We start from the raw sequence: 22,017 nt of genomic DNA, 5'->3' as shown, positions 1-22,017 counted from the left end.
CATTCTATCGCGCCTATGTCCAGCTTAACGGGTTCATCTGATTAACATGACACAATTTACCGCATCAATATCCAACTCGTAGATCAGCGCTTGTATACCAGTCTTAAAAAATAGATCGTTTCTTTTATATTTGAATCAATAAGTTAATTGCATCTATGAAAAACTTTACCAAAAGTAAACACGCAGTTTCGAGATTAAGTATGTTATTAGTTTTAACGCTTCTCATACTGCTAACACTTTCATCTTGTATGAGTCATTTAATTGCGGACCAAATGGTTAGAGCTCCGAATAAATCTTTAATCGGATATGAGTTAAGTCGCCAATTTAGCCCTTATAACTCGGGTCATGATGGACTACTCAGTATCGATGGTGTGAAGCAGAAAAGTATACACTTACCTTCTCGAGGTATAGATGTTAGCTTCATTGAGATAGAACCAAACAATTATGGTTTTGACTATCTAACCAAACCCGTTATTCATGAAAGTGGTAAAATTTGGCGAATTGCCACCCATTGGAAATGGCTTGAAGCGCCATGCAACAACAGTAGTCAAAAGTTGCTACCTCAAAAGACTTTAGTGTTGCTTCATGGTTGGGGAAGAAACAAAAATAGTCTGCTAAATTATGGACTCGCTCTTTCTCAACATGGTTACAAAGTGATCATCCCAGACCTTCGTGGCCATGGTAATAGTACTGGAAACTGGGTCTCATTTGGCGCTGAAGAAGGTCAAGATGTCAGTGCATTAATGGACTTACTCAAAATTGAAACGTTTGATATTTTGGGGTTTTCATTGGGTGCCAGTGCGGGTCTTCACATTGCCTCTGTTGATGACAGAGTTAATCACTTAGTGGTCATCGCACCGATGCATTCACTAGAACAAACCATACCTAAATTTGCCAAACAGTCTCCGAAATGGATCAGTGACCTTGTTTTGCACTACCAATATAAAGCCTTAAAGCTGGTTAATAACATAAGTGGGTACACTTATGAGGTTACGTCTGATGCAGTATCTCCGGCTCAACTGATCACAAAACCTGTACTCTTTATCTATGGTGGAATTGATAATATGAGTAACTATGAGTTGAATTATTTATTATTTAAGCAAGGATCAACCAAAAATAAATTAAAAAAGTTCGAAGGGTTAAGGCATACCCATTTATTGCTGCATCAGTCAGCCATTATGCCTACCATAAATCAATGGCTAGGGTTAACGGATTCTAATCGCAGCAACTTATTTAATAATGACTGTATTTATAAATCATTTAATTATTGAAGATACAGATGCCTAGTAAAAACTTAAAGCCACAAAACAACCTTTTAACATTCGATACTGACTTTTGCATAACGAACTTAAATATCTACAAACTCTCCTTATTGGCTGACTGAAAATGGGTAATGCAGATAAGCATTGCCCTCCTTAAAAGTAAAAATTTTATTTGACTAAATTAGAGAGTATTGATTTATCAACACTTTTGATAAGTTTTAGCTTGGTTATTTGTAGATTTGTATACACAGATAATTCGTTACAGCCAAGTTAAACTTAGTAATTGATATACTCAAATACTAAAAGCCATTACTGCATTTTTAAACACAGTGTCGTAAATTTGCATAAATTAAACCTAACAAATTGCATCCAAATAATTTAAACTCGCGACCTGATAAAATGTACACAAGGAATCGTGATGATGTGTTTTGACCCTATGGAATTACAGTTTACAGGTGCAATCCTGAGCTTAGCCATGGCGATTGGCATGTTGATTCTTTTTATGGCTAATAGGTCATCGACGCCTTTCTTGTATTGGTCTCTAGCTGGTGTACTTAATACATTTGCCTATTTTTGGTCTTCTTTCTTTGATGTTGTTGCACTGCCTTTTGGCTCAACATTAGTCGCACTGAATATTGGTTTAGAAAACACACTTTTTGCGCTTAATTATGTGTTTATTTTATTGGGCGTTTTGAATCATTTATCCGTTCAATTCAATATCAAACATATAATTACCATCATGATCTTTCTATTTGGGCTACAGTTCATCGCGGCATTATCATACTCATTTGAAGTGAGGATCACCGTATTTACACTGTGTGTTATGATAATCAAACTAGTTGGTATCTATTTACTCTATCAAGGCATAAAACACGCAAAACGACTGCACTATTTACCTTTATTTATTATGGAGATACTGGTGCTACTGCAATTAATGCTGCGTGCAATTTTTACGCTATTTGCAGAAGTAGGTTATATCATAGAGCCCAACCACCCCATCAATACAACAGGTTGGCTGGCGGATATTTTATATATTTCAATGGTGTCATTTGCCTGTGTGATTGTCATTATGAAAGATAAACACTCGAACGACATCAATCGACTTTAACTTCTGCAGATTTATTAGATGGTTAAGGTTGAACATTACCGTTTCAATAGGCTAACTTTTAGACACAGCATTACACACTATGCCGGCTGGCTGCGAACTCTATACTCTTAGCTATTGCGGACTCGAGTAATTTAACCTCACTACCCGGCCCAATGGTAAGGAGTTTTGCACCTGTGGTTGGTTTACCTCGGTAGGGTCGAACAAACACTTCGCCATCTGGGCAGCGTTCAAAATAAGTAAACCCCTGTTCATTACCCAATACTGTGCACCCTTTTACTCTAAGTACGCTATCGGGAATAGCATCACAAATGTCTTTTATACAAATCGGATCGGGCAGCGGAGGTAAATCAACAGAGCAAGACGACCAATGTGACTTATGATGCTCAAACTTTTCTGCCCTATTACTAGATGGCAACAACTCAGGCAGTTTATTAATTTCTAGCTCTTCACAAAGCAAGATCTCTGCAGCGGGATTAATCGCTCTAATATCGTCTTTTACCTGGGCTAAGCGTGCTTCGCTTACTGAATCGGTGTGAGACAATGTGATCAACGACGAAACTTGTATTTGATTCGCTTCTAGCTCGTTATGAACATTTCTCAACTGCCAATTTTTAACATCAACCACAGAAATTTGAACTGGAGGCATAAAACGCGCTTCGATCCCCACACCAAGAAACCCCATTAATGCGCAGGCATCGGTCGTGCCATTCGCTTCAATGAGTGTTATACCATTTACTCGCTCAGTAATTCGGTTAACCGACTCTCTTAGTTCACCAACACCACTGCAACAAATACAGCTGCCATTCAATGCTTTCAAGCTTTTTTCATCGAGCATATCTAAGAACTGCAGTGCATCTAAACTGGCATTTTCATAGTCATTTAAAACCACAAAAGGCGACCAATTCGCTTGACTATATTCAGTGACCAAACGTTTCAATAATGTGGTTTTTCCGGCACCAAGAAAACCAACGACAACAATAATGGGTTCCACTTACTATCCCCTCATTTGTGAGTAAACTCGAATCTAAACACGAACATCATATCGTGATAATATCACAAAAAAGTTTAGATTATCCCTTTCATTAATTTCTCCACCATGCCTTCTTCATAGCCGCTCTGTAAGAGCTGGGAAAACCTTGATAATCAATGTGTTCTCCATAATCAATTCATAATTATGTGATAAAAAATACCTTCTGCAATGATGCAGAGTCATAACAACAATTAAAATTAGATGTGTCATGATCGGCTCCTACAGAATGTTGAGCCGATTATTTTCTATCTATGCGTTCTTTTTACCTCCAATAAACTTTGTAGCTTTCATGAATATACATCTTTCAGTTACTATGCCTCTTGAATTAATCCACTTATAAGCAAGTCTTCTAATTCGAGGGCCGGGTATTAGAGTGACTATAAGGAATATCAATGCATCAAAGCTTAAGAGATAAAATCATATCTGTGTGTGAACAGAAGATAACTAAAAAGGGAGAGACCGTCGGTGTGTCGTTTTACGCTTTTTTTGCTAATAAAAACGACAATCCTGAACAACTCATGGAAGCTGCTACTTGGTGGATACAGACTCATCAGTTAGATCACTTTGAAAAAGCAGTCAAAGTTAAAGAAATGGTTGAACAAGGGCTGTAGGGATATAACAATGAATAAAGCTACCTTTAGACTATTTATTGCATTGAGCTTGTTGTCAGTAATAAGTGCGATAACCTACTCTGCGGTTAAAGACTACCAATACCCAGATTTGATTCAACAATTCTTGGATGCTTCAGAAAACGCACTTACATGGCTTGACTGGATCTCTTTGGCTGCCACACTTATTGCCTTTTGTGCAAACATTTCATTATTATTTTTTTCCAACATTGGGCGTTTTATTTATGTAATCTGCATTCCCTTTACACTAATTGTACCTGGATTAAGCAGCGAAACGGTTATTACTAATCAGATAGAAGATCTGCTTTTTGGTATAGATACATTAATGACTGGGTTTGTGATTGCCTTGTGTTATTTTTCAAGTGCTTCCGATAATTTTCAGCAATCAAAGTAATAAATACTCTTATACAGCTAATATAGCAAAAAAGCAGGCTTTCGCCTGCTTTTATAAAGTTAAAAATGCGGGTTATCTCCCTCTTTATTGAAGTTCAACCCAAAATACACCGACGTCTTTTTTCACGACCTTGACTTGGCTGCCTTTGCTCAGAGGTTGTTTACTCTTAACTAACCACTCTATGCCTGAATAAGCATATTTATAACCGTTATGCTCATCTATGTCATGTTCTAAGGTGAAAGTAAGCTCTGCAAAATCACTGTGCACATCAGTTGACTCACGACTTTCTTGTAACCTTTTAAGCGGCTTCCAAAGTAGTGCTGCCAAACCTGCAGTAATGATGGCATTTACCCAAAGTGCGGTGGTCCAACTTGCATCGAGTAACCCTGCATACATCAAGGCTCCACTGAACACCAATGAAAGGCCGACAAAGAACAACACAAAAGTGGCAAAGCCAAGCACTGCCACTTCAACAATCAGTGCTATGACACCTAATATAAGGAGTGTTTGCGCAATATTGTCTGTCAAAAATGCCATAGGCTAACCTTTTTGCTTTTGGTTTAACGAGTTAATAATCGACATACCCTGAGCCACTAATGAGCTGGCATCTGTGCCATTATCAGGAAGTAATACCACAGAAGACTCTCTGGCTATTGCTTCTTTTGCACCTATGGCTTTAGTCGCTAAATCTAGCTGGATGGCTTTTTGGCCTTCATCTGTATTGGCCGCTTCCCCCACTTTACGTAGTGCGTCAGCTTGTGCTTCTGCAACTGCTAAAATTGCTTTTGCTTCACCTTCAGCCTGCAAAATTTGCTCTGCTTTATCAGCTTCAGCAGCAAGAACTTGAGCCTGCTTTTTACCTTCTGCAACATTAATGGCAGCTTGTCTATCACCTTCAGACTCTAAAATTTGTGCACGCTTAACACGTTCAGCTTTCATTTGTGCCTCCATGGCTTCCATAACAGAGTTTGGCGGCACGATATCTTTGATTTCATAACGTAAAACTTGGATCCCCCAAGGATCTGACGCAGAGTTTATGGCCGTCACAATATTTGTATTGAGTAGATCTCGTTCCTCAAAGGTTTTGTCTAATTCCATTTTCCCTAACTCACTACGCATGGTCGTCTGAGCCAATTGAGTGACAGCGAAAATGTAATCATCAACTCCATAAGTCGCTTTATAAGGGTCTAAAACTCGGAAATAAAGAACACCGTCTACAATAAGAGAAATGTTATCTTTGGTAATGGCTGATTGAGAAGGTACATCGACCGCCTGCTCTTTTAAGCTACGATCTGCTGAAATTCGATCAATGAAAGGGACAATGAAATTTAAACCCGCTTCTTTGGTTGATTGATATTTACCAAAACGCTCCACCATCCAAGCGCGGTTCTGTGGTACGAATTTAATGCTACTTTTGAGTATTATGACTACAAACAGCAATAAGAAGAATTCGACGGTAAAGATAAACTCTATAATGAGTGTAACTGGATCCATGTTATTTCCTTTTTGATTATTGTTTATTCAGATTATCAGCTTGTCGCTAGATTCTCTAGTTATCCTAATACTATTTAAAAGACACAGTCACTAACCTTGGTTTAGCGAGCTTGCTAACTGATTCGACATTTCTTGCCTCAACGCTTCAGCTTCAATGGGTTTGCTCACATAACCACTCATTCCACTTTCTAAACACTTTTCTTTATCTCCTGTCATGGCATTTGCCGTAAGCGCTATAATCGGAATATTTTTAAATGAAGCATAATCCTGCGCAGCTCTTATTTGCTTAGTTGTTTGGTATCCATCTAAGATTGGCATTTGACAATCCATTAAGATCATATCGAAATCGTTAGGTTTAGTTTTCAATAAAATATTGAGTACCTCTTGGCCTGAATTTGCGATTACAAATTCAACCCCCCAATTCGACAGCATTTTGGTAGCAACTAGTTGATTAACCTTGTTGTCTTCAGCAAGCAGTACCTTAAGCCCATGTAAAGAATAGGCTGATACATCTTCTTTTAATATTAACGGTTCTGTTGTTTCTTGAAGCGTTTTCTTACTAAATAACTGCATCAGATCATAGCAAGTGAACGGATGATAAAATATCGAACATTCTGTTATTCCAAGTTTAAGATGATTTGAAAGCTCGCTGTTTACTGCACTGATAACGCAAACCTCATCAGCATGGCTTTTTGCACTTTCTATTAAAAAGGTATATTCAAGGCCTGACTCTTTACAATTAACCAAATCCAAGATGATTAAATCATAATAGTTTTTGGCTATATTTTTTGTATCTAGGACACTCAAAGAAAAGCCGCGAGATTTAAATTGATTTTGCATTATGGTTAAAAAAGTGTCGTTTGGAGAGTAAAGCGCTATATTGTTCGGTACATGCATGCTCTGATCGAGATCTGCTTGCTGAATATGTACTTCATCAACCAAAATAGAAAAAACAAATTCACTTCCTTTATCGAGCTCGCTATTAACCAGCTCAATATCTCCTCCCATTAACTTACACAAACGTTTCACAATCACTAAGCCCAGTCCTGTACCTCCAAATAAACGAGTGGTTGATGCATCACATTGACTAAAAGCATTGAACAATTTTCGTTGTCCTTGCTCGCTTATACCAACCCCTGTATCAGAGACATTTGCCGTTAAAACTACCTTTCCTTGTGTATTTTTTTGTGACGAAAGTGACAACTGTACATGGCCTTGTTTAGTAAATTTGATCGCGTTGCTCAGTAAGTTATTTAATATTTGTCTCAAGCGAACAGGATCTAACAATAATGTGTGGTGCATAACTTGATGGCAATCTACATACAATGTCACTGGTTTTTGGCTCAATTCGATAGCAAATGATTTAGCAACGCTGTCTAACAAAGCTAACAAGTCAATCTGCTCTGGATTGATAGCTAACTTGCCAGATTCTATTTTAGAGAAATCTAAAATGTCATTAATCACGCCTAGCAGTGAATTGGCACTAGCGTGAGCTAACTCAGTATATTGTAATTGTTGAGTCGATAGCTTAGTGCTCTGAAGTAGATCTAAACACCCAATTACTCCGTTTATAGGTGTACGAATTTCATGACTCATATTTGCCAAAAATTCAGATTTTAATTTAGAGTGTGCTTCAGCTCTTTCATTTTCTTTACTAAGAGCAATATTCATAATGACTAACTGTTCTTTGCTTAACTTATTTTTATAGTGCCTGATTTCACCAACCATAATAGCGAACGCAAAATTGAATAATAATTGGCTAATGAACATTGAAATAATAAACCACTGCGCTTTCAATGATTCATCTTGGTGTAATGTATTAGCGTCTCCCCAATTAACATCAAAGACTGTTACTAGAGACACACTAATTAATATCGAGATACTCAAAAATATCAAACGAGTAGATATTTTATATTTACCATAGCTATATCGATGTAACCCCCAAAACATCCAAATAAGTGAAGTCATTGCAGTCAACACTCCAAGCGTAAACCTAAATTGATAACTGGGGATCACGAAAGTAAAGATGATGTGTAAAGCGGCATAACTAAAAATAAAATTGAAAAGAGTGGGTTTGTGAATTTGCTGCTCACAGGCCTGATAAGTGCCATAGAGGATCAACCAAAAAGCGGTTTGGACCACAAAGTTTGGTATGATGTATTTTAACCAACCGGGTAAATCACCTTGGCCTTTAAAAAGTAATAAACCAACTAATAAAAAGCATGCTGACAACGCCCAATAACGTACGGCTTTTATATCTTTATTTGCAAACCATAAGAAAATAAGTGATAAGGCCGAGGTAATGACACCTATCCCACTCATCAGCAACAGAGTTGATGTGGATAATTGCATGTTTCTCCATAAAAAAGCCGAATAAATATAAATGCCACACTTAAAGGCAATTAAAACACACCTAATAATAAAACTTAGACCTGAACCTTATCAGTGTAAAGATTAGTCGAATTTTTTGTAAAACCAGCGCTTACTGCTTTTCCAAAGAACAAGCGTCACTTTGCACACCTAAAACATATTGCTTATTGTTCATTACGCGATTCGCTACACAATAGACTCTTTATCCAATTTCCTCGCAGTTCTAATAATGTGGCATGCGTATTGATTAGGTAAAGGCCTTGATGTTGCTTTATAAAAATTAACACGCTGATTATTAATGATTTTTTATATACATCATCGTCAACGGGATAAGAACAACACTAAAGTAGTGCACAATTGCACCATAATGAGGCAACTATGAATTACACTGAAGTTAATTTTGATGGGTTAGTTGGACCAACACATAATTATGCCGGGCTGTCATATGGCAACATGGCATCAAAATCGAATGCCAATAAAGTCGCAAACCCAAAAAAAGCCGCACTCCAAGGTTTAGAGAAAATGCATATGCTTAGCCAGATGGGTTTACCTCAAGGCGTTTTAGCACCCAATGCTCGACCTGATTTGGTCACATTAAGAAGCCTAGGCTTTTCAGGCTCAGATGCCAATGTCATCTCTCAGGCTTCAAAATCAGCACCACAATTTTTAAAAGCATGCTATTCAGCAGCTTCTATGTGGACAGCCAATGCGGCAACCATTTCACCAAGTGCTGATAGTGGTGACGGCAAGGTGCATTTCACCCCAGCGAACTTAAACAACAAAATTCACCGCGCTATTGAAGCAAAAACCACCAGCAAAATTTTAAAAGCCACTTTTGCAGATGAGTCCATGTTTACGCACCATGCACCTTTACCACAACACCCCCTGTTTGGAGATGAAGGCGCCGCAAACTACACCCGTTTAGCCGATAGTTATGGTCATTCAGGGTTGGCGCTTTTTGTATATGGTGAAGATATGAATAGCAAAGTAAAACCACAGGTTTTCCCAGCAAGGCAAACTCGTCAAGCCAGTGAAGCAATTGCCCGAAGTCACCAACTAGATCCAGCGCAAACGCTCTACATTCAGCAGAACCCTGCAGTGATAGATCAAGGTGTATTCCACAATGACGTGATCGCCATTGGCAATGAGAATGTATTTTTATTTCATGAACAAGCATTCTATCAACAGAAAAAAGTTATTGCGCAAATCAGACAAAATTACACAGGCTCACGCCCGCTTCATTTAATCGAAGTCTCTGACGCTGATTTGAGTGTTGGTGAAGCTGTTCAAAGCTATATCTTCAACAGCCAACTAGTAAGCTTGCCAAATGGCGGAATGGCATTAATTGCTCCGAGCGAATGCCAAACAATCGATACTGTAGAACGCTATTTGGCAGCACTTTGTCAAGCAAGTAACCCGATTAACGAAGTCATTTACATGGACTTAAAACAAAGCATGCAAAATGGGGGAGGACCTGCTTGCTTGAGGTTAAGAGTTGCATTATCACAACAAGAATTAAATGCGGTTAACTCTCATTGTTTAATGACTGATACGCTGCACAACACATTAACTAAGTGGGTAAATAAACATTATCGCGACCGTCTGGTAGAAGCTGATTTGGCAGATCCAAGTTTAATGCAGGAGTCTCAACAAGCATTAGATGAGCTTACACAAATTATGAGCTTAGGCTCGGTATACGACTTTCAACTGTAGCCTAATTAATTTAAAAGCCAGAAACGGTTCTGGCTTTTACACTTCTAAGCTAATTGTGTTTTTGCTGATAAACGCTTCTTTGGCCTTCTCCTTTTTAGCCATAAGTAGCAACCTGTAATAGCAAAGATAAGCGGCGTTAAGCCAATCACACACCAAATAATTCGGCTAGGTAGACCAGCAAAATAGCCAAAGTGAAGCTTACGAAAGCTATCAACAGCGACTAAAAAAAACGGCGCTTCACGAATATCATAATTTGGCATACGCTCACCTGTTTGCTTATTAAAAGTCACCATAGAAGCATATTCGCTGGTGACAAAACTGGTGTTGCTTACTTCTCCGAAGAATATGACTTGAAGTTCAGGCTCATATGGAAAAAGTAAATAAGTTGGCCTAAACCCACCCATTTGCTGAGTTGATTCAGCAATCATTTTATCGAGTGAAAGCTGGTGATTGTAGAGTCTTTCAGTTATCACATATTGATGTTCTTCACTATGCTCAAGCTCATGATGAATGATCTCAGAAATATTCCAATACACCCCTGTGAAACCAATGATTAATAGAACGGGTGCTGACCAAATACCAACTAATTTATGGATATCGCTAAACAGCGCAATACGCTTCACCTTTAGCCTCAAGGTAAAAAACTTTTTCCAAAACTGACGATAAATTACCAGCCCGGAGATGCCCATAAATAGCAATATGAGTGATGCTACACCTGTAACCCAAAGCCCGGTATCACCAATCAAAAACTTATAGTGCAAATCAAGCAGCCAGTCTGTTAGGTAATGATTGACCGCAACGGGCTCAGAACGCACAACCCCTTGATATTGGTCAAGATAGACTTTAAACCATTCGTTGGTGCCGTGTTTGAGCACATATACACGATCTGCTGCTATACCATCATCAAATACTTCCCAACTGCCAATTTCATAACCCTGAAGCTGGTTGTTGAGCTCAGCTCTTAACTCGTCATAACTTAATCTTTTACCTGTTTCGCCCTCTACAACCGCAAGTTCTGGCATTAACCAATGATCGAGTTCTTCTTTAAAAACTAAAATACTGCCTGTTAGAGAAATAATGATCAGTGGAATGGCGACGACTAATCCAAGATAGCGATGCCATAAATGGAGTGTTTTTTTCATTTTTGATTGCCCCTCATCTGGTTAAAAACACAAAAGGCCGCATAAGCGGCCTTAAATTTTTTATAAACTTACAATGACCAATTTAAAGTCAATGCATAGTTACGAGGTGCACCATAGAAACCTTGTGCCCAATACAATGAGTTAATGTACTTCTCATCAAATACATTATTAGCATTGAAGGTCAGGTTAACTTGATCGTTGATTTCGTAGCTTGCCATAAAATTAACAATCGCATAGGCGTCTTGTTTAGTAACGAAGTTTTCAGTGGCATTTTGTATACGGCTGATCTCATCTTGCCAACGCATGTTCATACCAAAGCTTAACCCTTCAATGGCTTCAACGTCATGTTTAACTGCTAGCTTAAATACTTGTTTTGGTGTGTAATCTTTTACAAGTTGCGCTTCAACGTTGCCTGCATTGATAGTGTCTGACACATCAATATCTGTATTGCTATAACCTACGTGCGCACTGAAACCATAGCCCAATTCACCACTTAACTCGATTTCATAGCCCTTAGATTGTATCCCTGGTGCCGCCTTGTGTATTGGATTATCTGGTGTCGAGTTTGCCACATCTGCAACAGCGATGTTCACTTGCTCTGCGTTGAATAGCGCTACATTTAGCATCAACCTCGAGTCGAATAGTTCTGCTTTTACACCCAATTCTTGTGTATCACCGATAATTGGTGCTAACTGAGAACCACTAGCGTTAGTCTCGGTTTGAGGCGCGAAAGTATCTGTGTCTGAGATGTATAGATTAATATCGTCATTGACTGAATACACTAGACCAATATGCGGAGTTGTATCACTCTCTTTGCGACCTTTATTATTGCCATATGATACCCCTTGTGTTTCCCAATTTGTGTATCTAAGACCAGCGAGTAATTTTAAATCATCAGTAAGAGAAAAACGCGCGGATACATATTGAGAGCTTTGTTCACTGTGTACATCGGAGCCAGGGGCCGCAGGGTTTACATCAACCAAAGTTGGCACCGGCGCAACACCATCCCACTCATTCATGTTAGGCATTGGCGGGAAACCATTGCCGGTTTGATAATCATATAAAGAGCGATCAAAGTAATACATATCGGCTTCGCTAGCACCAAAAGCCACGAGATGCTCTTGACCAAATAACTCAAAGCTGCCGCGCGCATACACATCAAATAAATTGACTCGATCACGTAGTTGATAATCGCTGGCATAACCAGTTAGGCCTAAACCAGTTTCTGAATCTGGCGTGCCGTAAACATAAAATAGATTTGAGTCTTGCTCGTTTTGCGTGTGTGCATAACGTGCAATGACACTCCACTCGTCGCCAATATATTGCTCAAGCTCAACAAATGCTTGTTTTGAGGTGTTGTTCCAATATGCCCAATCTGCTGCTGTTGAAGTAGAAACATCATAGTTTGTCGGCTGACCTTTGTTATCAAATAAAGCTAATGCACCCCAAAGCGGGCTGTCAGCATCATTACTTTGATAGGTTAAACTGGTCGTTAACGTCGTTGTGTCTGTTAAAGCAAACTCAGTAATGCCATAAAATACTTCACGATCTACCGCATAGCGATCTAAGTAAGAGTTACGCTTTTGTTTAACCACAACAGCGCGGCTAGAAACCATATCATTGAAGCTACCTGACATATCTGCTTCAACACGTTTATTTGACCAAGAGCCTGCTGTTACTGACACATCAGCACGTAAATCGGTCGTTGGGCGTTTACGAATAAAGTTAACTGTTGCTGACGGGTTACCTGCACCTGTCATCATGCCGTTTGCACCCATCACAACTTCAATTCGTTGATAAATTGCAGTGTCTAATGTACCCTGCAATGAACCTCGCTCTTGCGGTAAGCCTAAGCCATCTACTTGAAAGTTAAGAATATCGAAGCCACGTGCTTTGTAGTAAGTTCGGTCTGTTTCTATCTTCTCAACTGAGACACCCGGTGTCGTTTCTAGTACTTGATTCACATCGTCTAATGAAAAGTCGTCCATCAGCGCACGCGTCACCACTCGCACAGATTGCGGTGTTTCTTTAATTGAAATACCTAGCTTAGTAGCTGTTTCTGCTTCAACTGCCAGATAGTTACTGTGCTTGTCACCTAATACTTGGATTTTCTCAATGTCTTTTTTGCCATCATCAGCAAAAGCATGACTTGAAAGAATTGCTGAAGTAGCAACGAATAGAGCGCTTAACTTAAATACACGACTTGTCATAAGAGAGCCTAAATTGGTTATTATTGAATCGCGACGCAATATAATGTAAATGAGATTGATTTGCAAAATCAATTGCAAAAATAAAAACTGTTTCAGCTCTGAAAAAGCAAATAGTGCAATGAAAAAAGACAATTGATATAGTAATCAGCCACCTAAGGGAGCAATGTCCTTGCATGCTGTGGAGGTTACTCTAGAGACTTAATCCAAAATAAAGCGCTTACTAGCCTTTATTGCTAAAAATACATTGTCTAAGGAAGAAAATGAGTAGGCTGATCGTTTTTAATTTTGATGGCACAGGTAATGAGCCTGAAGATGCAAAACAATATGATGAACAAAAAGATGCTAGCATCAGTAATATCTTAAAACTGCACTTTTTAATGGGTGGTAACCTACATCGAGATGGCGAGTATTATGGCCTGTCAAATCGCAGCAACATTGCACATTGCTTTTACTATCAAGGGGTAGGTACGTATGGCGGCTGGTTTAACCGCTTTATTAATCAAGGCTTAGCGTTTAATTCATGGGATGTGTCATACATTCTCAATAAAGCAAGAAATGACTTTTTAAATCACTACCGAACAGGTGACACCGTATTAATCACTGGGTTCTCTCGTGGTGCAGCTTTAGCAAGGCGATTTGTCTCTTTGATTGAGCATGCCATTAACAATGACGAAACACCTCCTTTCATATTCTTATGTGTATTTGATACCGTTGCGAGCATCGGTCTACCCGATTTAAGCACTCGCAAACGCCCTAAATTCTCAGTAGTTTTCGAGCATGGTCGCACTATTTCAAACCTAGTCAAACACGCCACTCATTTAGTCAGTCTTGATGAAAAGCGTAAAGCATTTCAGCCAACATTGATGAACCATGATCCTAATAGGATCACAGAAATTTGGTTTGCTGGTGCTCATTCAGATGTTGGGGGCGGATATAAAATGGATGGCCTCGCTGATGTAGCACTTGGCTATGCCATTAATTGGCTCAAATATATGCAACAGACACATGACTTGCCGCGCTTTACTTTAGACATCACTGATAGCGATTGTCTCAAACGAGCTTGCCCCGACGCACTTCAAGGCACCATCAGTCACGACGATTTATCTCTATCTCCCAGTGCGTTAGGGCTCAACCATCAACAAACCCGCACTTTCTTTATTGATTGGTTAACCTTAGATGACAGAATTTGTTGTGTGATGAAAGACAATAAAATCGACCCTAGCTTAACGCCTGTGGTGCACCACAGTGTCGCTAAAAGGGCAAGTCTAGACAACAACTACCAACCCAACTCACTTGAGCAAACCGAACACTATTTATGGCATGACTTTACTCTACCTTTGCAGACATTTTCATGTGTGACAGAACACTCTGAACAAGCAGCACAAGGCTATGCTGAATTAGATGAGCACTAAATTTTGCACAAAGTGGTCAGATGAGTTATAAAAATGCTTAGTGCGTTAGGGAGCATCTTTCATGAAAATCCATCAAATAGAAGGTTATATACAAACAATTTATCTTGTTGAGTATCATGATAAACTCATGCTGCTTGATGGTTGCTGTCGTGCAGATCATGACACTGTATTGAGCTTTATAACGCAAACTCTCAATCGTACCATTAGCGACTTAAAAGTCATTCTAGTAACTCATATGCACCCTGATCACGCCGGTGGTGCTCATAAACTCGCTAAAACCACTGGGGCAAAAATTGCTGTATGTAATGCTCCGGGGCACTGGTATCGTGGCCTAGATGGCATGTTAATGCATTGGACTGATATGCTACTCGCGCTTTATGTTGCTGGTCGAAAAGGCAAGAAAAAACAAAATCTGTTTTACCCAAGAAAGTTGCAAGCCGACCATTTTCTCGCAGACGGCATGACCATACCTGGCTTTGATGACTGGCAAGTCATGCACATCCCTGGTCACACCGACCGCGACATTGCCGCTTATCATATCCCTTCAGAGCGTGTTTATGTGGCTGATTTAATGGTTAAAGTAAAAGGTAAATTAATCCCACCATTTCCTCTGTTTTATCCTCGACGTTACCGCAACTCGTTGCAGGCCATTAAATTACTCCAGCCTAAGTCCGTCATTTTAGCGCATGACGGCGAGTTAGAGTTTGCTGATATAGACTTCGACAGCTTGATAGAGTCAGCGCCCACCACCCCAATGACCCATTGGCGCTCTGTAAAATATAAGTTTAAAAAAGCACTTAATATCCATTAGCACTGGGTTTAAACGATTCGGATTTTTCGACATATATTCTGGCAGTTTGGATATATCAGCAAGTTTGCTCACTGGTTAAGCTATCTGCAACTCGAACACTTGGAGCAAATCTGATGGCTTTATTCACTTCTTTCAAAACAGCAATAGCCGTGGCTTTAATCGGTATTTCATCAATCGCCCATGCAGGTCACGATACTGAAACAGATCAAAATGGCGTTATTTTAGCGGGTCACGATGTAATTGGTTACTTCACAGAAGGTAAACCTGTGCTTGGTAGCGCAAAGTTCACCGCTGTATATAACGACATAATTTACCGTTTCGCATCAGTTGAAAATAGAGACTTATTAAACATAAACTTAGATGTTGATAAAGCTTGGACTGAGAACATACCAAAGCACATTCTTGAAGCTAATTCAGAATGGCACATGGTTGAAGAGGTCGACGCCAACAAACTATAAGTATCAACCACTTGAAGTTTGATTGTCAGGCTTATTTCAGAACAGCTTAGTTTGACTTTCTTGTCTATTTTATTAGTTTTAAGTTCAATTGTTGAACACAATAACTAAAAAACTTTTTGAAAATTAAAAATTGAGCTTGTTAAATATCAATGCTAGCATCAACTAAAACCTTATGAAAACATTCGCCTAATGCGTAAATTAACTCTTCTTGTAATGATGCTTTGCATTCTGAGTACTCAGGTATTCGGAAGTGCTGCGCATGGAGAGAAGCATCATACTCAAGGCGATGTTCACCAATTACTTCATGAAATAGGTCAGCCGCATAGTCATGATCATGACAACGAAAGCGAGTTTGAAATTTCATTTACTAAAGACGCAGTAAAACACATTAATCAAGACTTACATTGCTGTGCAACGGTTGCTTTAGATGCTTTCCCTTATTCCAAAGCCGAAATAAAACCAATGGGCTCAATTGTATCAATTAATAATAATTGGTCACCGCCCTTTATAAAACACACCACACCTCCCCCTCGGGCTTAATTCAAATTAACGTTTAGTAGTCAGTGACTGTTGTTGCTTGGCTAGAGTTTTTGTTTTTTTGGATTAACTATGTCTATTACATTTTATGCACTGCATCAAAAGCAGTTTAGTACACGTTTTATATTAGCTTTATTGCTTTTATCGCTTGTTTTTATCACCAAAGCGATAGCGTCTCCTGGTGCCCATGGCCCAAATGGTGAACATTTAGATACGCGAACTAAAGTCGCGGCTTCGACCAATCCGAAGTTTGAAAGTTTCACCGAAACCTTCGAATTGGCTGGCGAGTTACTTGAAAACCAACTGGTTATTTACCTCCACGATTTTAAAACCAACACCCCAATAGCTGATGCATCAATCGATTTAGAGCTTGGCGAAATGGCCTCAAGTGCTGAATTCTCAGCGCAGTTACAATCCTATATTGTGACCGATCAAACCCTGCTTGCTCAGCTAAAGCAAGCGGGATTACATGAAATCGTCATGACCATTTTGACCGAAGAAAATGGTGATTTATTAGTGGCAAATTTAGAAAACCACCAAGCTGTTGAATCAACTGACGCACATGAAAATGCCGAACATGATGATCATCACCATGACTTCCCTTGGCTGATTGTTTTGCTGTGTATTGGTGTATTTGTGATTGGTTTGCTTGTCGGTCGTTTGTCTAAGGAGCGTAAATAATGAAGCTTAAAAACGCGGTATTGTTATCACTTAGTTTATATTCGCTTAGTTTATTTGCCTCACCTGGCGCACATGGCCCTAACGGTGAACACTTAGATCAAAAGTCTAACAAAGTTGAAGGTGGGCTTGGTAAACAAGCGGACGGTTCGGTCATTATGCCGATGAAGCACCAAGCTTTACTCAATATCCGTACTCAGTTTGTTACTGAGTCAGAAGTAAAAAAACATGTTCGTTTAGATGCCATTGTAAAACCACACCCAGATGGTTATGCAAAAATTCAATCAAGTAGTGACGGTCGATTAGACGCCCCTGAAACTGGTATTTATCCAACGGGTGCAAAAGTGAACGCAGGCGATGTGCTTGGCTTAATTCGTTATCAAGACACCGCCTATGAACTTGCCAGTCAAACCAGTGAATTAATTGCGATCCGCAATCGCATTGAGCAAACCAATCGCGATGTTGCGCGTCTAAAGAAGCTGGGAGATTTAGCCTCAAAACAAGCGTTAGAGCAGCTAGAAACTGAGCTTTTAAGCTTAAAACAACAGGCTCAAGCGCTGCAAAAAGGTCTTGAGAAACCAGAGGTGTTAATTGCACCTATCTCGGGTGTGCTTATTAACCACAAGGTTTCGCGCGGACAATGGGTTAAAGCCGGTGAAGCCTTGTTTGAGATAATCGCACCTAACCAATTTTTAATTGAAGCAAGCACTAAAGATTTTGCGCTTACTAAGCAATTAACCTCAGCAAAAGTGATTGAGCAGCCAGCAATCTCACTTAACTATTTAGGCTTTTCACCCGAGCTTGTGAATGGTTTAGCGCATGTTAATTTTGAGCTGGCACAAGAGCATGTTGAAAGCAGCTTATTTATCAATCAGAACATCCGCTTACACGCGCCTATTAATAAAAAGCAACAAGGCATTGTGATCCCTTTAGATGCGGTTGTACTGAGCCAAAATAATTTACCACAAGTGTGGATAAAACTTTCGGCAGAGCGCTTTTTACCTCAGCTAATTAACTATCAACATCTTGAGCCAGGGCTTGTGTTAGTCACCGAAGGCTTAGGTGCAGATAACCGCGTTGTGGTGACAGGTGCATCATTGTTAAACCAAGTGAGATAGGCAGTATAAATGTTCAATTTATTAGTAAAAAGCAGCTTAAAAAACCGCTTGGTTGTGCTCTTGCTTGCCTTTGTCATGATAGCTTATGGTGTGTGGCAAGGGCAAAAACTGCCTGTGGATGTATTTCCAAACCTCAATAAACCGGTCGTCACTGTGTTAACTGAAGCAGGAGGCATGGCCCCAGAAGAGGTTGAGCAACTGGTGACCTTTCCTCTTGAAAATTTACTCAATGGAGTGACTGGTGTTACCCGTATTCGCTCAACTTCTGGCATTGGTTTATCCATTGTTTACATTGAGTTTGAATGGGGTACCGATATTTATCGAAATCGTCAGTTGGTCTCTGAGCGATTAGGTTTAGCATCAGAGCAACTACCGACGGGCATTACGTCTGTAATGGGACCTGTGTCGTCTATTATGGGGGAGGTGATGTTAATTGCGCTGCCAATTGATGCCGAAGATGATACTGATGCAATGGCCGCCCGCGAATATGCCGATTTTGTATTGCGCCCACGATTATTAGCTATTCCTGGTGTGTCACAGGTGATCCCTATTGGTGGTGAAGTACGTCAACTACGTGTTGCACCCGATACAATGCGCATGCGTCAGTTAAATGTGAATTTAGCGTCACTAAAAGCATCGCTAAATGACTTTGCTACTAATTTCGGTGGTGGCTTTGTTGATTTAAATAATCAAGAGTATTTAATTCGCCACCAAGGCCGCACGCTCGATGTTGAACACCTGAAAAACTTGGCGGTTGGCTGGCATGATGGTCGTCCAGTGCTACTTTCTCAAGTTGCCTCTGTGAGTTATGCCGCAGCTGAAAAACGCGGTGATGGCGGCTTTAATGGCAAACCTGCAGTAGTGATTAATGTGCAAAAGCAACCCAGTGCCGACACGGTGCAATTAACCACACAAATTGAATCAGCTCTAACAGAGCTCAATGCGGGTTTACCAAAAGGCATTGCCCAGCCACAAGTACTGTTCCGCCAAGCCGATTTTATTAAATCATCCATAGATAATGTGACCGAGGCGCTGCGAGATGGTGCCTTTATGGTCACTATCGTACTGTTTTTGTTTCTATTTTCAGCAAAAACAACGCTTATTTCATTGTTTGCTATTCCGCTTTCTTTAGCGGTGACGGTATTGATTTTTCAGTGGCTTAATCAAAGCATTAACGTTATGACCTTAGGTGGCCTTGCAATTGCCATCGGTGAATTAGTGGATGACTCGGTGGTAGACGTTGAAAATATTCTAAGGCGATTAAAACAAAACGCGAAATCGCAGTCTCCAAAATCTGTTTTTGATGTGGTGTGGCAAGCCAGTGTAGAAGTGCGCTCAGGCATTGTTTATGCGACCGCGATTGTTATCTTGGTTTTTTTACCACTGTTTGCACTACCAGGCATTGAAGGTCGATTATTTTCGCCATTAGGGCTTGCCTATATTGTTGCGATCCTAGGCTCACTCTTGGTATCGATGACGGTGACCCCTGTGCTGTGTTACTTCTTACTGCCGAATGCAAAAGTGATCCACCAAGGCGATAGCTGGTTGGTGGTAAAATTAAAGCATTTACAAAGCCTTTGGATTGATTGGGCGCTGCCTAAATCAAAACAGCTGATTGCGGTAACAGGTGTTGTAGCACTGCTTTCGGCGGCAAGTATCACACAATTTCCAAGAGCATTTTTGCCTGCTTTTAACGAAGGCTCACTCGTGCTTGGCATTATATTTGAGCCAGGCACGTCGCTGGAAGAGTCGAATAAAATGGGGCATTTGGCTGAGTCACTACTGCTATCTGTGCCAGAAGTCACGCAAGTGGGTAGGCGCACAGGCCGTGCAGAATTAGATGAACACGCTGAAGGCGTTCACTCGTCAGAGGTAGATGTAGACTTAGTTTCATCTGAACGAAGTCGCGATGAAGTGCTTGCTGAAATTCGTGACAAATTGTCTGTTTTACCTGGGCAAGTTGCTATCGGTCAGCCAATTTCCCATAGACTCGACCACTTATTATCGGGTGTGCGTGCGCAGCTTGCGATTAAGTTGTTTGGTGATGATTTAGAGGGCTTACGCATCAGTGCTGAAAGTCTGCGTAAAAAGCTTGAAAGCGTTCCAGGCCTTGTCGATATCAACATTGAAAAACAAGTGCTTATTCCGCAGTTGAGTGTGCGTTTAAAGTATGAAGACTTAGCTAAATATGGCTTAACACCGGGCTCAGCGCTTCGCCAGTTAAACATGCTTACTGAAGGCACCAGCGTAACCGATGTGATTGATGGGGTAAAACGCTTTGAGTTAGTACTTCGCTTAGAAGATGAAAATCGAACGCCTGCTGCCATTGCAAAGACCTTAATTGATTCACCAGCGGGGGCCATTCCGGTTTCCTATATTGCTGATATTCAATTGCTTGACGGCCCTAATCAGGTGCTTCGTGAAAATGGACGCCGCCGTTTAGTGTTATATGCCAACAGTGAGAATGTCGATGTAAAAACGCTGCTTGCAGATATTCGCGAAATCGTGGCTGCGCATGAGTTACCCGATGACAGTTTTATTAGTCTAGAAGGGCAATTTTTAGCGCAAGAACAAGCCATGCGTTTGCTCATTGTGCTGTCAGTTTTGTCATTTGCACTGATCTTCATGGTACTTTACCTGCGCTATCAATCCATGGTGTTTGCAACCATTATTATGTGTAGTTTACCTATGGCCTTAATTGGTGCCGTGATTGCGATGTGGTTAACTCATACTTCACTGTCGGTCGCCTCTGTGGTTGGGTTTATTACCTTAACGGGCATTACTGCACGAAATGGCATTTTAAAAATTAGCCACTATCTAAACTTAATTCGCTTTGAGGGCGAAGTATTCGATAAGGCATTGATTATTCGCGGTGCAAAAGAGCGTTTATCACCCGTACTGATGACTTCGATGGTAACAGCGTTCGCGTTAATACCTTTGTTGTGGGCGGCTGATCAGCCTGGTAAAGAGATATTGCACCCTGTTGCAATTGTTATCTTCTCAGGCCTTATGAGCTCGACCTTGTTAGATACCTTGTTAACCCCTTTGCTGTACTGGAAGTTTGGTAAAAAACCAACTGAAAAATGGCTGAGCAGCAACTCAACAGAGCTTATTTAATAACCTGTTTCCCTTGCGCATATTGTGAAGGGAGCAACCTTTTTAATATCAACATAAAGAGAAATAAAACATGAAAAACACATTTATTACATTAGTTTTCGTAGCGCTTGGCGCACTGTTCTTCGCACCAAATGCATCAGCACATGGTGATACAAAGCCCCTTCATGGTGGCGTAGTGAAAGTTGAGCACGAAATGGTCTTTGAACTTGTTCGTGAAGAGTCAGGTGCTAGCTTATACCTTCGTGACCATGGAAAGCCTTACCCAACTGCAAAAGTAAAAGGTGACATCATAGTACTTGCAAAAGGTAAGAAGTCAGATGCTGAACTAACCACGGCTGGCGGCAACAAAATGTCAGCTAATATTGTTATTCCTGAAGGTGCAAAAGTATTAGTTAAAGTAAAAGAAGATGGTCACCACAGTGTAACTGTACGCTTTACTTTCTAAACAGTAATTTGAATACCTTAGTTTAGACTAGGGTATTCATTTTTTTTGCTTTAAGGTTGCAGCAACATTTTTGTCCAAACATCATTTTT

The 22,017-nt window shown here is 40.1% G+C and carries 19 protein-coding genes; 13 read left to right on the top strand and 6 right to left on the bottom strand.

Annotation, left to right across the window (positions count from 1 at the left end; translation table 11 throughout):
• Positions 1-200 precede the first annotated feature (200 nt).
• Positions 201-1,271: an alpha/beta hydrolase gene (locus CWB72_RS03770; RefSeq protein ID WP_212747874.1), complete on the top strand. Its 1,071-nt coding sequence runs from the start codon at positions 201-203 to the stop codon at positions 1,269-1,271.
• Positions 1,272-1,680: 409 nt separating this feature from the next.
• Positions 1,681-2,370 carry a hypothetical protein gene (locus CWB72_RS03765; protein WP_138629369.1) on the top strand — a complete coding sequence of 230 codons (690 nt, stop codon included), beginning with the start codon at positions 1,681-1,683 and terminating at the stop codon, positions 2,368-2,370.
• Between the two features lie 70 nt (positions 2,371-2,440).
• Here CWB72_RS03765 and CWB72_RS03760 read toward each other — a convergent pair whose 3' ends face one another.
• Positions 2,441-3,361 carry a GTP-binding protein gene (locus CWB72_RS03760; protein ID WP_138629367.1) on the bottom strand — a complete coding sequence of 307 codons (921 nt, stop codon included), beginning with the start codon at positions 3,359-3,361 and terminating at the stop codon, positions 2,441-2,443.
• Between the two features lie 431 nt (positions 3,362-3,792).
• Here CWB72_RS03760 and CWB72_RS03755 point away from each other — a divergent pair, with 431 nt between their 5' ends.
• The gene (locus CWB72_RS03755; RefSeq protein ID WP_130253883.1) at positions 3,793-4,011 is read left to right on the top strand and encodes a DUF6500 family protein; all 219 of its coding nucleotides are present in this window, start codon (positions 3,793-3,795) and stop codon (positions 4,009-4,011) included.
• 10 nt (positions 4,012-4,021) lie between these two features.
• Entirely contained in the window at positions 4,022-4,423 is a 402-nt protein-coding gene (locus tag CWB72_RS03750) for a hypothetical protein (RefSeq protein ID WP_138629365.1), read from the top strand.
• An 84-nt stretch (positions 4,424-4,507) separates the two neighbouring features.
• Here the strand turns inward: CWB72_RS03750 and CWB72_RS03745 are convergent, their stop codons facing one another.
• The 3 genes from CWB72_RS03745 to CWB72_RS03735 all read right to left on the bottom strand — a co-directional run bounded on the left by CWB72_RS03745 (position 4,508) and on the right by CWB72_RS03735 (position 8,269).
• The gene (locus CWB72_RS03745) at positions 4,508-4,960 is read right to left on the bottom strand and encodes an NfeD family protein (protein WP_138629363.1); all 453 of its coding nucleotides are present in this window, start codon (positions 4,958-4,960) and stop codon (positions 4,508-4,510) included.
• A gap of 3 nt (positions 4,961-4,963) precedes the next feature.
• On the bottom strand, positions 4,964-5,917 hold the full coding sequence (locus tag CWB72_RS03740) for a slipin family protein (protein ID WP_138566751.1): 954 nt from the start codon (positions 5,915-5,917) through the stop codon (positions 4,964-4,966).
• 90 nt (positions 5,918-6,007) lie between these two features.
• The gene (locus CWB72_RS03735) at positions 6,008-8,269 is read right to left on the bottom strand and encodes an ATP-binding protein (protein ID WP_138629361.1); all 2,262 of its coding nucleotides are present in this window, start codon (positions 8,267-8,269) and stop codon (positions 6,008-6,010) included.
• 396 nt (positions 8,270-8,665) lie between these two features.
• On the opposite strand from CWB72_RS03735, the gene astB reads away from it, so the two are divergent.
• Entirely contained in the window at positions 8,666-10,000 is a 1,335-nt protein-coding gene (astB, locus tag CWB72_RS03730; RefSeq protein WP_138629359.1) for an N-succinylarginine dihydrolase, read from the top strand.
• Between the two features lie 44 nt (positions 10,001-10,044).
• Here the strand turns inward: astB and CWB72_RS03725 are convergent, their stop codons facing one another.
• Together CWB72_RS03725 and CWB72_RS03720 are read right to left on the bottom strand one after the other, a co-directional pair.
• Positions 10,045-11,142: a PepSY-associated TM helix domain-containing protein gene (locus CWB72_RS03725; protein WP_138629357.1), complete on the bottom strand. Its 1,098-nt coding sequence runs from the start codon at positions 11,140-11,142 to the stop codon at positions 10,045-10,047.
• Between the two features lie 68 nt (positions 11,143-11,210).
• Complete coding sequence (locus CWB72_RS03720) at positions 11,211-13,352, bottom strand: TonB-dependent siderophore receptor (RefSeq protein ID WP_138629355.1); 2,142 nt, start codon at positions 13,350-13,352, stop codon at positions 11,211-11,213.
• Between the two features lie 260 nt (positions 13,353-13,612).
• Here CWB72_RS03720 and CWB72_RS03715 point away from each other — a divergent pair, with 260 nt between their 5' ends.
• From CWB72_RS03715 to CWB72_RS03680, 8 genes are all read left to right on the top strand, one after another.
• Entirely contained in the window at positions 13,613-14,764 is a 1,152-nt protein-coding gene (locus CWB72_RS03715) for a phospholipase effector Tle1 domain-containing protein (protein WP_138629353.1), read from the top strand.
• A 61-nt stretch (positions 14,765-14,825) separates the two neighbouring features.
• Positions 14,826-15,575, top strand: coding sequence for an MBL fold metallo-hydrolase (locus CWB72_RS03710; protein ID WP_138629351.1), 750 nt, complete (start codon positions 14,826-14,828; stop codon positions 15,573-15,575).
• Between the two features lie 113 nt (positions 15,576-15,688).
• Positions 15,689-16,033, top strand: a complete 345-nt coding sequence (locus tag CWB72_RS03705) for a YHS domain protein (RefSeq protein ID WP_138629349.1) — start codon at positions 15,689-15,691, stop codon at positions 16,031-16,033.
• Positions 16,034-16,222: 189 nt separating this feature from the next.
• Positions 16,223-16,573 carry a hypothetical protein gene (locus CWB72_RS03700; RefSeq protein ID WP_138629347.1) on the top strand — a complete coding sequence of 117 codons (351 nt, stop codon included), beginning with the start codon at positions 16,223-16,225 and terminating at the stop codon, positions 16,571-16,573.
• Positions 16,574-16,642: 69 nt separating this feature from the next.
• Positions 16,643-17,251, top strand: coding sequence for a hypothetical protein (locus CWB72_RS03695; protein ID WP_138629345.1), 609 nt, complete (start codon positions 16,643-16,645; stop codon positions 17,249-17,251).
• Positions 17,251-18,366, top strand: coding sequence for an efflux RND transporter periplasmic adaptor subunit (locus CWB72_RS03690; protein WP_138629343.1), 1,116 nt, complete (start codon positions 17,251-17,253; stop codon positions 18,364-18,366). The genes CWB72_RS03695 and CWB72_RS03690 overlap by 1 nt, the downstream gene beginning before the upstream one ends.
• A gap of 9 nt (positions 18,367-18,375) precedes the next feature.
• Positions 18,376-21,483, top strand: coding sequence for an efflux RND transporter permease subunit (locus CWB72_RS03685; protein ID WP_138629341.1), 3,108 nt, complete (start codon positions 18,376-18,378; stop codon positions 21,481-21,483).
• 70 nt (positions 21,484-21,553) lie between these two features.
• The gene (locus CWB72_RS03680; RefSeq protein WP_138629339.1) at positions 21,554-21,928 is read left to right on the top strand and encodes a hypothetical protein; all 375 of its coding nucleotides are present in this window, start codon (positions 21,554-21,556) and stop codon (positions 21,926-21,928) included.
• Positions 21,929-22,017 lie beyond the last annotated feature (89 nt).

The sequence above is a fragment of the Pseudoalteromonas phenolica genome (genome assembly GCF_005886345.1).
Classification (GTDB): Bacteria; Pseudomonadota; Gammaproteobacteria; order Enterobacterales; family Alteromonadaceae; genus Pseudoalteromonas; species Pseudoalteromonas phenolica_A.
This window is presented reverse-complemented; position numbering and strand designations above follow the sequence as displayed.

Excerpts from the sequence above, each read along its gene's own strand:
- CWB72_RS03745 (WP_138629363.1), bottom strand. The coding sequence starts at position 4,960 with ATGGCATTTTTGACAGACAATATTGCGCAAACACTCCTTATATTAGGT.
- CWB72_RS03690 (WP_138629343.1), top strand. The coding sequence starts at position 17,251 with ATGAAGCTTAAAAACGCGGTATTGTTATCACTTAGTTTATATTCGCTT.
- CWB72_RS03680 (WP_138629339.1), top strand. The coding sequence starts at position 21,554 with ATGAAAAACACATTTATTACATTAGTTTTCGTAGCGCTTGGCGCACTG.
- CWB72_RS03720 (WP_138629355.1), bottom strand. The coding sequence starts at position 13,352 with ATGACAAGTCGTGTATTTAAGTTAAGCGCTCTATTCGTTGCTACTTCA.
- CWB72_RS03695 (WP_138629345.1), top strand. The coding sequence starts at position 16,643 with ATGTCTATTACATTTTATGCACTGCATCAAAAGCAGTTTAGTACACGT.
- CWB72_RS03765 (WP_138629369.1), top strand. The coding sequence starts at position 1,681 with ATGATGTGTTTTGACCCTATGGAATTACAGTTTACAGGTGCAATCCTG.
- CWB72_RS03755 (WP_130253883.1), top strand. The coding sequence starts at position 3,793 with ATGCATCAAAGCTTAAGAGATAAAATCATATCTGTGTGTGAACAGAAG.
- CWB72_RS03770 (WP_212747874.1), top strand. The coding sequence starts at position 201 with ATGTTATTAGTTTTAACGCTTCTCATACTGCTAACACTTTCATCTTGT.
- CWB72_RS03740 (WP_138566751.1), bottom strand. The coding sequence starts at position 5,917 with ATGGATCCAGTTACACTCATTATAGAGTTTATCTTTACCGTCGAATTC.
- CWB72_RS03735 (WP_138629361.1), bottom strand. The coding sequence starts at position 8,269 with ATGCAATTATCCACATCAACTCTGTTGCTGATGAGTGGGATAGGTGTC.
- CWB72_RS03705 (WP_138629349.1), top strand. The coding sequence starts at position 15,689 with ATGGCTTTATTCACTTCTTTCAAAACAGCAATAGCCGTGGCTTTAATC.
- CWB72_RS03715 (WP_138629353.1), top strand. The coding sequence starts at position 13,613 with ATGAGTAGGCTGATCGTTTTTAATTTTGATGGCACAGGTAATGAGCCT.
- CWB72_RS03710 (WP_138629351.1), top strand. The coding sequence starts at position 14,826 with ATGAAAATCCATCAAATAGAAGGTTATATACAAACAATTTATCTTGTT.
- CWB72_RS03750 (WP_138629365.1), top strand. The coding sequence starts at position 4,022 with ATGAATAAAGCTACCTTTAGACTATTTATTGCATTGAGCTTGTTGTCA.
- astB (WP_138629359.1), top strand. The coding sequence starts at position 8,666 with ATGAATTACACTGAAGTTAATTTTGATGGGTTAGTTGGACCAACACAT.
- CWB72_RS03725 (WP_138629357.1), bottom strand. The coding sequence starts at position 11,142 with ATGAAAAAAACACTCCATTTATGGCATCGCTATCTTGGATTAGTCGTC.
- CWB72_RS03685 (WP_138629341.1), top strand. The coding sequence starts at position 18,376 with ATGTTCAATTTATTAGTAAAAAGCAGCTTAAAAAACCGCTTGGTTGTG.
- CWB72_RS03700 (WP_138629347.1), top strand. The coding sequence starts at position 16,223 with ATGCGTAAATTAACTCTTCTTGTAATGATGCTTTGCATTCTGAGTACT.